The following is a 13,090-nucleotide window of genomic DNA, read 5'->3' on the forward strand; positions in this document are numbered from 1 at the left end:
CAGCTCGCGCGCATGTTCTGCCGGATGTTACTCAATGGACCGGAGGGCGGCGAGCGCCGCCCGTGGCGTGGACGGCGCTCGCCGCCCTCCTGACGGATCACCAGCTGTCGGTGCCCACCGCTTTACTGGACCCATGACGCTCGCACAGCACCTCGCCGCCATCGACCTGCTGCGCGCCCGCGCCTTCCCCGACCAGCCCTACCACCTGGCCGAGTTGGCCCCCTCCGGTGCCTGTCCGGAGGCGCCCGGAGAGGACCGGGCGGAGGCCGAGCGGGAGGCCCTCGCCCTGCTCCTCGCCGCCCGTTGGGGACCACCCCACCTCGTCGGCCTGTCCGGTCTCCTGCTCAGGTCCGGGGCGGGGGAGGAGATACCGAGGCCCTGGGACCTGCTCGCCGGCGCGGTGCCGGACATCCAGCTCTGGCGGACGGAGGAGCCGGCCGCCTGGGTCGCCCTCGGCGTCACCGGCTCGGGCGAGGAGGAGCGCCGGCTCGTCGTCTGCGTCACCGAGGTCGATCCTCCCTGAACACCCGCGCGACTCCACCCCGGCCGTGCCGCCGGCCGTTCCGCCCGGACGCCTCGCCCACCGTCCCGCGGGCCCGCTACACCCGCCGGTCCGGTACGCCCGCCCGCTCCCGCAGCCTGCCGAACTCCTCGGCCATCGACTCCAGGGTCCAGTGCGCGTTCAGCCCGCTCGGATTGGGCAGTGCCCAGATCCGCGTCCCGCCGATCGTCCGCTCCTGCGGCCCGATCACCGCCCTCCGCTCCCCGAACGCCGTGCGGTACGCCGTGATGCCGACCACCGCCAGCCACCGGGGGCGCACCCGCTCCACCCGCGCGGTCAGCCGCCGGCCGCCCTCCCGGAACTCCTCGTCGGAGAGCTCGTCGGCCCGCGCGGTCGCCCGCGCCACGACGTTCGTGATGCCGAGCCCGTACGCGAGCAGCTCCTCCTGCTCCTCGGGCCGCAGCCGCCGCGGGGTGAAGCCCGAGAGATGGAGGACGGGCCAGAAGCGGTTGCCGGGGCGGGCGAAGTGATGCCCCGTCGCGGCCGACATCAGCCCCGGGTTGATCCCGCAGAAGAGGACGGAAAGGCCGCCCGCCACCACGTCGGGAATGACGCGGTCGCGGGCGGCCTCCAGCTCCTGCGGGGTGAACCCGGTCAGAGGATCGACCCGGGGGTGTACCCGGCGGCCTCCGGGTGCTGCTTGACGATCTCCTCGACACGGGAGACGACGACGGCGACCTGGTCGGCGGCGGCGCCGGTGAAGGACAGCTTGTCCGCCATCAGCGCGTCGAGCTGCGCCCGGTCCAGCGGGATCCGCTCGTCGGCGGCCAGCTTGTCGAGCAGCTCGTTGCGCTCGGCACCCTGCTCGCGCATGGCGAGGGCGGAGGCGACGGCGTTCTCCTTGATCGCCTCGTGGGCGACCTCGCGGCCGACACCGGCGCGGACGGCGCCCATGAGGACCTTCGTCGTGGCCAGGAACGGCAGGTAGCGGTCCAGTTCGCGGGCCACGACGGCCGGGAACGCGCCGAACTCGTCGAGCACGGTCAGGAAGGTCTCCAGCAGGCCGTCGAAGGCGAAGAACGCGTCGGGCAGCGCGACCCGGCGGACCACGGAGCAGGAGACGTCGCCCTCGTTCCACTGGTCGCCGGCCAGCTCTCCGGTCATCGAGGCGTAGCCGCGCAGGATGACCATCAGGCCGTTCACACGCTCGCAGGAGCGGGTGTTCATCTTGTGCGGCATCGCGGAGGAGCCGACCTGGCCGGGCTTGAAGCCCTCGGTCACCAGCTCGTGACCGGCCATCAGGCGGATCGTCTTGGCGACCGACGACGGAGCGGCCGCCAGCTGCACGAGCGCGGTGACCACGTCGTAGTCGAGGGAGCGCGGGTAGACCTGGCCGACCGAGGTGAAGGCCTCGGCGAACCCGAGGTGACCGGCGATCCGCTGCTCCAGCTCCGCCAGCTTGGCAGCGTCGCCGCCGAGCAGGTCGAGCATGTCCTGCGCGGTGCCGACCGGGCCCTTGATGCCCCGCAGCGGGTAGCGGCCGAGCAGGTCCTCCAGGCGTCCGTAGGCGACGAGCAGCTCGTCGGCGGCGGTGGCGAAACGCTTGCCGAGGGTCGTGGCCTGGGCGGCGACGTTGTGCGAGCGGCCGGCCATGACCAGCTCGGCGTACTCGCCGGACAGCTTGCCCAGGCGGGCGAGGACGGCGACGGTGCGGTCGCGCATCAGCTCCAGCGAGAGCCTGATCTGGAGCTGCTCCACGTTCTCGGTGAGGTCGCGGGAGGTCATGCCCTTGTGGACGTGCTCGTGACCGGCGAGGGCGTTGAACTCCTCGATCCGGGCCTTCACGTCATGGCGCGTGACCTTCTCGCGCTCGGAGATGGAGGCGAGGTCGACCTGGTCGAGCACGCGCTCGTAGTCGGCGAGGGCCTCGTCGGGAACCTCGATCCCGAGGTCCTTCTGAGCACGCAGCACGGCGAGCCACAGCTGACGCTCCAGCTTCACCTTCTGCTCGGGGGACCAGAGGACGGCGAGCTCCGCGGAGGCGTAGCGGCCGGCCAGGACATTCGGGATGCGGGGCTTTGCAGTCGCAGCAGTCACGTGACCAGAGTTTACCTGGTGCGCATGGAGGATCTGATAGCGCCATGGAGGGGGCGAAAGCGCAGGTCAAGGTGCACGTCAACGCGCCCATGAGCGTGGGCGCGTGAGACGAATGTGAGACGTCTGCCGTAGCAATCCACGAAGAGAGTCCGTTGCTAACTAGGAACGGATGGTGTTAACTAGAGGCAGCCGCCCTCCCGAAAACGGGAACGGCCCCAACCGGTGGTTGCACACCGGCCAGGGCCTAGGCATCGACCCTTCCTGAGAGGGACCGAACCATGAGCAACACCGTACAGCGTGCTACCCGCATCCCCGTGAACTTGCTGCCGGGCATCCCGGCTCAGCCGGCGCCGCAGCCCCGGATCGTGCCCGCCGTCCTCGGCCGCGGGGGCCGCCGCATGCAGGTCTACATCGAGTGCCCGGAGTGGTGCACGATCGACCACAGCACGGGCAACGTCGAGCTCGAGGACATCACGCACTACTCGACGTCCGACGTCGCGCAGGTCCCGACGTTCTTCAGCGCCGACACCTCGCACACGGACCTGACGCTCACCGTCTCGTCCGACCCGACCTCCTCTGACCCGCGCTGCCGCGAGGCCCACCTGCTGGTCGACACGGGCACCGACGAGGAGGCCCGCCTCACGCCGGAGATGGCCGAGGAACTGGCAGACGACCTCATTGCGTTCGCGTCGCAGCTGCGGCACAAGGCCCGTCAGGTGGCGGCGTTCAACCGGAAGCAGGCCCGTCGATGACCGGCCGCGACCCCCTCGAGGGGATCTCGCCGGAGCGGCTGGCGTGGCACCAGGGCGCCCTGGACGGTGACCCTGTCGTGTGTGCGGCGCCGCAGCCGGGACAGCCCGACTACCCGTGCGTGTGGAACCGGTCGGCCCACCTTCAGCACCGGGACGTGTTCGGCCGCACCTGGTCGGCGCTGCCCGAGGAGCCGCTGCGGGTGGCCCGTAAGTCGCCCGTGGTGGACGGCATGGTGACCGTCGAGACCGGCGACCACGGTCCGGTGCGGGTGGCCGAGCCGTCGTGGTGCACCGGCATCCACGAGGCTGAGGCGTACCGGGAGGACATCGAGCACCAGGGCGTCGAGCATGTCGCCGAGGTCGAGACCCCGTGCCACGGGCCGGTGCCGGTGCTGAGCGTGCAGCTGGCGCAGCGGCCGTTCTCCGCGATCGATGGCCGGGTGCACGCGGTGCTGAAGGTGGACGAGGACTGGCACGAGTTGAACGCGGCCGGTCTGGATGCGGCGGCCGGCCTGCTTGTCGAGCACGCGTCGACTCTGCGGAAGCTGGCCCGGGAGCTGTCGGTGTTGGAGGCGTCCCGTGGCGTCTAAGTGGCCGATCCCGCGGCCGACCGAGGCCGCCGCCATCCGTGCGGCGGCCCTCGGGTCCGGGGTCATCCCCCCGATTCAGGTCGTCATGACCGATCTCCGTACTGCGCGCCGGCTGGGCGACAGGCACGGCGTCAATCTCTGCGCGCACCGGGCGGTGCGGGTGGCTCTCGGAAAGGTGGGCGAGCAGTGAAGGACATCGACCCCACGCGGGCCCTGGCCATCGCGGCCGGCGTGGTCATCATCGCCCTTACGGGCATCGCGTTCTGGCTGTCCTACGCGCACCTGGCCGAGGTGGCCCTCGGCCACGGACTGGGCAGCGCGGAGATCCGGGCGTGGGCGTGGCCGGCCTGCCTTGATCTGTTCGTCATCGCCGGGGAGATCATGTGGCTGCGTGCCGCCTTGGTCCACCGTGTCGACGTCTGGGCGATCGTGCTGACGGCGGTCGGTTCGCTGGGCTCCATCGTCCTGAACGTGGCTGGCGTGACCGGTGACCGGAACCCTGCCGAGGTGCCGCTGCTGGACTACGTGGTGGCCGCCGTGCCGCCCACGGCCGCGCTGCTGGCGTTCGGGGCGCTGATGCGTCAGGTTCATCAGGCCCTGGCCGCGCGGGAGGTGACTGTCCCATCTGGGACACCTGGTGCACGGAGCGTAGTCGAGGTGACCGCCCCGGTGACCATCGACCGGGCCGAGGACTTGGATGTTATGCAAGACCTCCCACCGCTCGAGGTGGTCACTGCTCCGGTCATGGAGCTGCCGTCGGCGTCGCCGGTCTGGGATGACTTCGCTACCAGCAAGGTGACCGCAGCTGTACCGGCCGAGACCCGTCGGGAAGTGGTCACCGAGATCGTGACCCGCACCCCGGCTGATCTGCGCAGGGAGGCCAAGAGGCTGCACCGTCAGGCGGTCACCTCGGGCGGCCGCGGTGTGACCATCGCGCAGCTGCAGGACGAGCTCGGACTTTCGCGCAGGGACGCGACCCAGCTCCGCCGTGACGTGGTCACCGAGGGGGCGTCGTGAGCGACATCGAGCGGGCCGCCCGTGATGCCGTCGAGGCTCAGGCCAACTCCGAGCAGCTGGCCCTAGTGATGGCCATCCTGCAGGCGCAGCAGGTCACCCAGCCCGTACAGCAGCCGGCCCCGGTGCAGCAGCAGAACACCGGCAAGTGGATCGCCCTGGGGGTGGCCGCCCCGTTCCTCGCGGTCACCCTCGCCATCTCCGTCATGGCGTTCGCCATCTCCGCGGTCGCCCTGACCATCTGCGTTCTCGTCCTGCGCGGCCTGTGGGCCGACTTCCAGAAGGGCAAGCGATGACCGACAACCCGAAGCTGACGGCTGGCGAGAGCGCTCAAGTCGCCTGGTACGTGGCCCGCATGTGCAAGCGCTCCCTCGCGAGCGAGACCGTCCACCAGGGCGACCTCGAGCGCAAGGTCGAACGGATCCTCGACAAGGCCCGCAAGCGCCAGGAGAAGGGACAGCAGCGATGAACCCGCTGACGAAGTTCTGCTGGGGCCTGCTCGGCCGCTCGTGGGCCCACGAGTCGCACGAAGAGCTGCACGAGGACCTGGGCAAGCAGCTCACCCGTCAGGGCGCCCGGCGCTGGCAGGAGCACCGCAACGGGGCCCAGCAGCTGGGTGACGGTTACGCGTTCCAGCCCGGCCTGGTCGCCGAGTGCGTCGAGCTGTACGACGCGCTGCTGTACGTGCGGGCTCTGAAGGGCGCCGCGTTCATCAAGGGCCTGACCCACCTGTCCAACGAGCTGCACCAGGCCGAGGACGCGCTCATCGCAACTATGGACCACCTGACCGCTGCCGCCCACGCCACCATCCCGGCGTCCGAACAGGAGAGCCACGCATGACGGACATCCTCGAGCGGCCCATGAACGGGCACGCCGTCGTCAAGGTGAGCCTGCTCAAGCCGCGTTACACCGTCGTCCCGAAGCAGCCGGCCGCGGAGCCGGACGTCGTCGAGGCGGTCGACCTGCCGGACAATCCGCTCGCCGACTGGCTGACCGTTCCCGATCTGCCGGTGCTGCCCGTGTGGGCCCGCACCCCGGCCCTGCTCAAGGCCAACACCCAGGCGCTGGGGCGGCTCTGCTGGTGGCACACCCGCTTCCATGGCATCCGCGTCCCCAAGTACGCGGTGAAGACGGTGTGGCTGGCCTCCCGTGGCTTCTACCGGGCCACGGTGGGCCTGTGGCCGACCCTGTCCGCGCAGGACCACACAGCGGCCGTCAAGGCGCTGCGAGCGCAGTCCAGGGCCAAGCCGGAGGACGTCGACCTCGCGACCCGCCTGCAGATGGCGCACGCGGCCCGTACCCGCACCCGCAGGTGGCGGTTCGGGGCTGCGGCCGTCGGCGTGGCCGGCGCGGCGATCGGCCTGTACCTGGCTCCGCCGCTGCTGCAGACCGGGATGGCCGGGGCGATCGTCACCCCGCTCGCCTACCTCGGCCGCGGCGAGCACACGCAGCTGCTCGACCAGGCCGCCCCGCCGCTGCGGGTGGACATGTCCGCCCAGCAGCTCAACGACGCCCTGCGCGCTTCTGGCCTCCTCAAAAGCGGCAAGGGCGACGACGAGGGGCCGAAGGTCTCTTGCATCATGGGCCCGGTCCGCGACGGACAGGGCTGGGCAGTGGTCTTCGACCTGCCGAAGGGCGGCGGGAAGACTGCTGCGGACGTTCTCGCCAAGCGGACCACCATCGCCGCCGAGCTCGGCGTAGACGAGATCCAGGTGGTCATGGCCCGCGTCCGACGTGCGCAGGGCGGTAACGCCGGCCGGGTGTCCATGTGGGTGGCCGACGATGACCCCTACCTGGCGGACCCGGTGCAGTCGCCGCTGGCGAAGGCGGAGCGTTTCTCGCTGTGGGAGCCGGTCCCGTTCGGGCAGGACGCCCGCGGCAACCGCGTCGCGGTGCCGGTCGTGTGGCAGTCGATGTTCTTCGGCGGACTCCCCCGGCGAGGGAAGACGTTCACGCAGCGGCTCCTGACCGCGGCCGGCCTGCTCGACCCCTACGTGCGGCACTACGTCGCCGACTTCAAGGGCGGGCAGGACTGGATGCAGATGCGGCAGGTCGCCCACCGCCTGGTCCTCGGCGCCGAGGACGACGCCATCGAGGCGTTCAAGGCCATGCTCGACGAGCTGCTGACGGAGATGGAACGACGCTTCGCGATCCTGCGGGAGCTCCCGACGTCCATCTGCCCCGAGGGCAAGCTCACCCCGGAAATTGTCGAGCGCTACAACATGCCGTTCATCTTCTTCACGGTCGATGAGCTGCAGGAATGCTTCATCGCGATCAGCGACGAGAAGGAGCGCAAGGCCGTCATCGACGACATGGCGCGCATCGCTCGCCGAGGGCCGGCCGCCGGGTTCATCTCCAACTACGCCTCCCAGCGCCCGGACGCCGAGTCGGTGCCGACCAAGCTCCGGGAGATCATCACCATCCGGGCGTGCACGCAGGTCACCGACCAGACGTCCAGCGACATGGTGCTCGGCAAGGGCAAGGCGTCCATGGGCGCCGACGCGTCGGTCCTCTCGGAGGACCACAAGGGCGTCGTCGTCCTGGTCACCGGCCCGGCATCGTTCGCCACGGTCAAGAACGACCTGCTGACGACGGCGGAGTTCAACGCCCTGTGCGCCAAGGGCCGGGCCATGCGGAAGGAGGCTGGGCAGCTCACCGGGGACGCGGCGGGCGACGTCATGACCGAGGCCGGCGAGCACGGCTACCGGGTGCCGGCTGTCGTCTCCGACGTGCTGGAGGCGATGCGGCACGCGCCGCGGATGTTCACCCGCGACCTGCTGCAGCGGCTCGTCGTCATGGACGAGGACACCTACGGCGACTGGGACGCCGAGAAGCTGGCCAAGGAGCTCGAGCTGGCGGGCGTGAAGCGCGTCAGCAAGCAGGTGAAGATCGAGGGCACCAACGGCGCGGGCTATCACCGGCGCGACATCGAGGGCGCCATCCCGGCGGAGTACCTGACCAGGTAGAGGGGGAGGGCTTTACTTCCCCCTCTACAACCGCCCCTCGCCCGCACTACGGCGCAGCCTCTCGAGGGCCCCCAAAGTAGCGGGGCCCCTTTACCCCGGTAGCAGGGGTGGTAGAGGGCTCTGACCTGCAAGGTAGCGCGGGTAGAGGGGGTACGGACGGCCCCCTGGCTTCACGGCCAGGGGGCCCTTTCGCATGCCCGGCAACCATGGGGATATCCCTACGGTTGACCGCCCGGCCTGGGCCGGCGCAGGACTCGGTGGTGTTCTCTCATATCTGGCGGCCCGCCCGGACAACCCTGGCGAGCTGCTTCTGACGCTGGTCCACGACGCCGTGGACCTTGCCCATGAACTCGCCCGAGTCGAGGTACAGGTCGCCCTCGAACACGCCGCCCGTCGGCTCCGTGGCCCTGCTGGTGAGTGCAGCAGCCTGGGTGCTGGTGAACACCGGCTCGGGCCGGCCTGTGCCGTTGTAGGCAAGGTTGAGACCGGGCTGGAGGTAGCCACCGCTGTCGTACTTGCCCTGGTAGGCGTACTGGTGGGTGAACAGCTTGTCGTTCCAGGCACGGGCCCGGGACCCGATGACGACTCCGTCGCCGCCCCGGGATTCCACGTTGACGCCGTTGATGGTGCCGGCGGTGTGGCCGACACCGGCGTTCGTGATGCCGATCCGGTAGGGCGAGCGCCCGTTGAGGACCCATCCCGGGGGCGCAGTCTTCCCGGCGAATGCGCCGGTGGCCCACCTGCGGTGGGGCTTCTCGCCGCGAATGACGGATTCGATCGCGGAGACGAGGCCCGAGCAGTCCCAGGACGGATTGCCGTTGCCCGCCCACTGGTAGGGCAGGCCGGCCTGCGTGCGGGCCCAGGAGAGGGCGCGCGCGAAGCCGCCTCCTCCGATGCCGGCCTCACCGAGGCGTTTGTCGGACTCGCCGGAGAACCCCAGGATGGAGCTGATCATCTTCTTGGGGATGCCGCTGATCATGCTGCGGTACAGGGAGGCCGAGCCGGAGATCTTGGCAATGAGCGGTTCGACGACGCTCTTCAGGCCCGCGGTCGCCGAAGCCTTGACGCCGTCCTTCAGCCAGGACACGCCGCTCTTGGCCAGGTCCACGGTGGCGGACGTGGCCTTGCCGACCCAGTCGAAGATGCCGCCCTTGGCGAACCCCTGGTACTGGTCGAGGGGCTTGCCGGCCATGGCCGCCCGGTTGACGGCGTGCAGGCGGGCCCGCTCGTAGGGGTCGCGCATCGCCTCGGAGACGTAGACACCTTCGCCGCGGCGCATCGGGACGAGCTGGTCGTCGCCCTGCCGGTAGGAGGACTGGCCCGGCAGGATGCCGCCGCGCGCCCATCCCTTGGTCTCCATCTTGTCGATGGTGGGGGCGCCGAACGCCTTGGCGATCATGTTCCACGTCGGGACGATGCCCGCGTTGTAGATCTTATCGATGATGAAGCGGACCGGCTTCTTCGCGATGTCCTGGACCTTGTTCCAAGCCTTCTCGATGAAGCCCTTGGCGTCCTCGAAGGAGCGGCCGACGGACTCGACGCCCCGCTTGATGCTGTCGAAAGCAGGCTTGAGGGCCTTGTCCCACAGCCAGCGGCCCTTGTCCCCGATCCAGGTGAAGACCGGGCTGAGGATGTGGTCCCAGAGCCAGCGCGCTGCCTGTCCGAGGGCGTCCATGCGCCTCATGAAGTTGTCGAAGGCCGGCTTGATGGCGTTGTTCCACAGCCACACGGCCGCGTCCCCGATCCACCCGAACACGGGCTTGAGGACGTTGTTCCACAGCCACAGCGCCTTGTCCGCGATGGCGGTGAACACGGGCTCGAACGCGTTCTTCCACAGCCAGGTTCCGACCGCGGCCAGGACCTTGAACGCGATCACCAGAGGGACGATGAGGACCGTCAGAACGATCGTCGCCAGGATCCGGGCCGCCGCGCCGATGAAGCCGAACACGGGGCTGAGGACGTTCGTCCAGAGCCACGATGCGGCAGCCCCGATCGCCTTGAACGCGATCACCAGAGCGTCGAACACCGGCTTGAGGACGTTGTTCCAGATGAAGCTGATCGTGGCTTTGATGCCCTCCCAGGCACCCTGCACGATCCGGCGGAACGTCTCCGAATGCTGGTAGGCGTAGATGATCGCCACGACCAGGGCGATGATCAGCGTGATGATGATGCCCACCAGGTTGGCCCGCATCGCCGCGTTCAGGGCGAGCGTCTGCCCCGTCATCACCGCCGTCGCGATACCGGCCGCCGTGACCGCGGCCCGCCAGATCGCCATGCCGATGGCGGCCAGCTTCGCCCCGATCGCGATGGACGCGAACGCCACACCCAGCGCGGTCAGCACGTCCACGGGCACCGCGGACACCCCGGCAGCGATGGCGTTGAGGAACGACGTCGCCGTCCCGGCCAGAGGCGCCAAGGCCACCCCCAGGTCGAAGAACGCCCGCACCAGGTTGCCGAGCATGTCGGACACGATCGGGCCGTTCTCCGCCGCGTAGGACAGGAACCGCTCGAAGGCCGGCGACCCCTTCAGGCTGGTGCCCCACGTCGCGAACCGCTGCGTCATCGTCTGCATCCGGTCCGAGATGCCGTCCATGTGCGGCAGGAAGGCGTCGATGACACCGGCCATGCCCTTGAAGATGCGGCCGAACGAGATACCCAGGCCCTCGATCGCCGGGCCGACGGCGCCGGACAACTCGGCCTTGAACTGCTTCCACCAGGGCGACTTGAACCCTGCCGACACCCTGTCCTGCAGCCGACCGATAGCCGCTGCGGCAGCCACGACGAACGGGGTGAGGCCCGGCAGTGAGCGGCGGATGCCGTCGAGCGCCCGGGTGAAGATGGGCATCACCTGCGGCTGCAGCGACCGGGACCAGGCGGAGAACGCGGACCGCAGCTGCACGAAGCTGTCGAACGTGCCCCGGGCCGCCGGCGTCATCTTCGCCAGAGCGGCCTGGTACTTCTGCTGGGCCGTCGCCGCGGCGCTCGAGGACGTCGCCGTCTCCATCTGCGCCGAAGCGATCTGACGCTGCGCGGAAGCGATGGAGTCCGCGGCCTGCTGCTGCACCCGGGCCACGTTCTGCTGGGCCTTCACAACGGCCTGCTGGGCATCCGCCACGGCCCGGGTACGGTCCCGCACGCTCTCCTGCGAGTCGGCCAGCCGGCCCTGGGCGTCGCGGACCGTCTCCGACCCCTCCACCCCGGCCTTCGACGCCTCGGAGGTCTCCTGCTTCAGCCGCTTCGTCTCGGTCGTCTGCTCCTTCAGGCGGAGCGTCGCCTGCTCGACCGCCAGGGCGGCCCGCTCACGGTCGAGGGCCGTGGACTTCTTGTCCTTGGCGACCTCGAGCTGACGTTCCTCCGCCTCGGCCAGCGACAGGGCCGCATCCTTCTGCGACAGCTGGGCCGACTCGTACCGGGTGGCCAGGTCCTCGAGCTGGCGGGCCGCCGACTTCCTCGCCTCGATCAGATCCAGCTGCGCGCGACGGGAAGCGTCCTGGGCGTCCTGCAGCCGTTCCTCGGCGTCGACGACGCCGCGCTCGGCACGGGCGACCTGATCGCGGGCCGCGGAGATCTGCTGGGCTGCCGAACGTTGGGCCGCAGCCAGACCCTGAGTCGCCGACGCCTGCCGAATGGCCCTCTGCTGGGCCTGTACGGCTGCGGCGGCCCCAGAGTTCGTCGAGGACGTCGCAGCGTCCTGGGCGGCCTTCTGGGCCTGCAGAGCGCCCGCTACGTCCTTCAGCCCCGGGGCGGCAGCAGCAGCCACCGCGCCCAGGCCCACACCCGCGGCAGTAGCAGCAGCGGCGACCGCGCCCAGGCCGGCCGCGACCACGGGCAGGATCGGCAGGATCGCGGGGCCGAACGCGGCAGCAGCCGTCACCAGCATTCCGAAACTGCGAACCGCGGCATCCACCCGCACGTCGACGTCCCGGCCGTCCAGAGCGTCAATCTCGGCTCGCAGCGCAGCCAGTTCGCCGACCGCGGCAGCCGTGTTGATGCGGACCGCCACATCAGGGCTCGAGGCCCCCAGGCGGGTCAGCTCACGTTCCAGCTCCTCGAGCTGGCGGCGGGCCGTCGCCGCGTCCACGTCGATACCGACGCGCTGACTGGCGAGCGTCTCCAGCTGTACGCGCAGGGCCCGGATGTCGGCGTCCGCCTCGGATGTGTTGGCGCCGATCTGAATGTCCGGCAGAGACCTCAGAGCGGCCTCGATGCGGGTACGGGCCATGCGGCCGAACGCCCCACCGGCATCCGAACCCTGCCGGGCCGCGGCCGTGGTCGCCTGCCGGCCGCCCCGGGTCACGCCGTCGCGGATCGCGTTCGTCACGTTGACCGTGATGTGCCGGCCGATCGTGCGGCCGATGTCCTCGCCCACACGGTTCGCCGGCCCCAACAGGCCCGACCGCAACTGGGCGTAGATACCTCTCGTGTTCGGGACGACGTCGACTTCGACGGACCCCACTTGAATCGCCATGCTGCCCCCTTTCAGGCAGTCCTGGCGCGGGCCCTTGAAAGGTCTAAGCAAGATCAGTTGTTGCGCGACTTCCACCAGGCAGGCGGTTGCCGGTACGGCTCCGGGTTCTCCCCGCGGCGCCAAGCCCGGCAGGCGACCGCCCAGGAGATCCGGCCGTACCCCACGGCCGCGGGGCACTCGAGGTCCGACACCCACCAGTCCTCGGGCCGGTACTCCGCCACCCAGGCAGGAGCACCGGCATCGTCGACCGGACGGCTACGGCGTCTCACGCCACAGACCGCACGCCGTAAGAGCCGCGGGCCCCACCGCGACGCTGAGGACGCTCGTCCTCCTCGCCCGACGGCATCCGCAGCGACGCCAACAGACGGGCCAGGACGAGGGACTGCTGCCGGTGCTCCGTGATCACCGGGTTGGTGACCTCCTCGCCCTTGGCGTTGCGGACCGTCAGCCGGCCCCGGGACGCCTCGAGGGACAGGCGGTCGAGCAGGTCCGCCGTGCGGCAGGCCTGCAGCAGGATCAGCTGCTCATGGACGTCCAGGTCGAACGGCTCGGCCACGGACTCCCACAGCCGGGTGCCCGACTCGTCGAGCCCGCCCGGGGTCGGTGTTACGGCTACAGGCGCCTGACCTGCGGTGATGGTCTGACGGCTCATGGGTGGCCCTCCTACTCTCCCTGACGGGACGTCAGTGGACGGGGTAAAC

General features: G+C 70.2%; 13 protein-coding genes. 8 read left to right on the forward strand and 5 right to left on the reverse strand.

Going from position 1 to position 13,090, the window contains the following annotated elements; translation table 11 throughout:
- Positions 1-133: 133 nt before the first annotated feature.
- Positions 134-523, forward strand: a complete 390-nt coding sequence (locus tag ACGFZF_RS24905) for a hypothetical protein (RefSeq protein ID WP_393557447.1) — start codon at positions 134-136, stop codon at positions 521-523.
- A 76-nt stretch (positions 524-599) separates the two neighbouring features.
- Here ACGFZF_RS24905 and mug read toward each other — a convergent pair whose 3' ends face one another.
- Positions 600-1,160 carry a G/U mismatch-specific DNA glycosylase gene (mug, locus tag ACGFZF_RS24910; RefSeq protein WP_393557867.1) on the reverse strand — a complete coding sequence of 187 codons (561 nt, stop codon included), beginning with the start codon at positions 1,158-1,160 and terminating at the stop codon, positions 600-602.
- Positions 1,157-2,599, reverse strand: coding sequence for an adenylosuccinate lyase (gene purB, locus ACGFZF_RS24915; protein WP_147976948.1), 1,443 nt, complete (start codon positions 2,597-2,599; stop codon positions 1,157-1,159). The genes mug and purB overlap by 4 nt, the downstream gene beginning before the upstream one ends.
- Before the next feature lie 278 nt (positions 2,600-2,877).
- On the opposite strand from purB, the gene ACGFZF_RS24920 reads away from it, so the two are divergent.
- The 7 genes from ACGFZF_RS24920 to ACGFZF_RS24950 all read left to right on the forward strand — a co-directional run bounded on the left by ACGFZF_RS24920 (position 2,878) and on the right by ACGFZF_RS24950 (position 7,921).
- Entirely contained in the window at positions 2,878-3,351 is a 474-nt protein-coding gene (locus tag ACGFZF_RS24920) for a DUF6907 domain-containing protein (protein ID WP_393557449.1), read from the forward strand.
- Complete coding sequence (locus ACGFZF_RS24925) at positions 3,348-3,941, forward strand: DUF6907 domain-containing protein (RefSeq protein WP_393557451.1); 594 nt, start codon at positions 3,348-3,350, stop codon at positions 3,939-3,941. The genes ACGFZF_RS24920 and ACGFZF_RS24925 overlap by 4 nt, the downstream gene beginning before the upstream one ends.
- 186 nt (positions 3,942-4,127) lie before the next feature.
- The gene (locus tag ACGFZF_RS24930) at positions 4,128-4,958 is read left to right on the forward strand and encodes a DUF2637 domain-containing protein (RefSeq protein WP_393557453.1); all 831 of its coding nucleotides are present in this window, start codon (positions 4,128-4,130) and stop codon (positions 4,956-4,958) included.
- Positions 4,955-5,251: a hypothetical protein gene (locus ACGFZF_RS24935; RefSeq protein WP_393557455.1), complete on the forward strand. Its 297-nt coding sequence runs from the start codon at positions 4,955-4,957 to the stop codon at positions 5,249-5,251. The genes ACGFZF_RS24930 and ACGFZF_RS24935 overlap by 4 nt, the downstream gene beginning before the upstream one ends.
- Positions 5,248-5,424: a DUF6257 family protein gene (locus tag ACGFZF_RS24940; protein WP_393557456.1), complete on the forward strand. Its 177-nt coding sequence runs from the start codon at positions 5,248-5,250 to the stop codon at positions 5,422-5,424. Before ACGFZF_RS24935 ends, ACGFZF_RS24940 begins: the two co-directional genes overlap by 4 nt.
- Positions 5,421-5,795 (forward strand): hypothetical protein, encoded by a 375-nt coding sequence (locus tag ACGFZF_RS24945; RefSeq protein ID WP_393557458.1) that lies wholly within the window; start codon positions 5,421-5,423, stop codon positions 5,793-5,795. Before ACGFZF_RS24940 ends, ACGFZF_RS24945 begins: the two co-directional genes overlap by 4 nt.
- Positions 5,792-7,921, forward strand: a complete 2,130-nt coding sequence (locus ACGFZF_RS24950) for a cell division protein FtsK (RefSeq protein ID WP_393557460.1) — start codon at positions 5,792-5,794, stop codon at positions 7,919-7,921. Before ACGFZF_RS24945 ends, ACGFZF_RS24950 begins: the two co-directional genes overlap by 4 nt.
- A gap of 268 nt (positions 7,922-8,189) precedes the next feature.
- On the opposite strand, the gene ACGFZF_RS24955 is transcribed toward ACGFZF_RS24950, so the two are convergent.
- Genes ACGFZF_RS24955 through ACGFZF_RS24965 form a run of 3 tightly spaced genes read right to left on the reverse strand, consistent with a single transcriptional unit; the run spans position 8,190 to position 13,041 of the window.
- Positions 8,190-12,389 (reverse strand): hypothetical protein, encoded by a 4,200-nt coding sequence (locus ACGFZF_RS24955; RefSeq protein WP_393557461.1) that lies wholly within the window; start codon positions 12,387-12,389, stop codon positions 8,190-8,192.
- Between the two features lie 53 nt (positions 12,390-12,442).
- Positions 12,443-12,658: a hypothetical protein gene (locus ACGFZF_RS24960; protein ID WP_393557463.1), complete on the reverse strand. Its 216-nt coding sequence runs from the start codon at positions 12,656-12,658 to the stop codon at positions 12,443-12,445.
- Positions 12,655-13,041, reverse strand: a complete 387-nt coding sequence (locus tag ACGFZF_RS24965; RefSeq protein ID WP_393557465.1) for a hypothetical protein — start codon at positions 13,039-13,041, stop codon at positions 12,655-12,657. The genes ACGFZF_RS24960 and ACGFZF_RS24965 overlap by 4 nt, the downstream gene beginning before the upstream one ends.
- Positions 13,042-13,090: the final 49 nt, after the last annotated feature.

Source organism: Streptomyces sp. NPDC048338, assembly GCF_043201055.1.
Classification (GTDB): domain Bacteria; phylum Actinomycetota; class Actinomycetes; order Streptomycetales; family Streptomycetaceae; genus Streptomyces.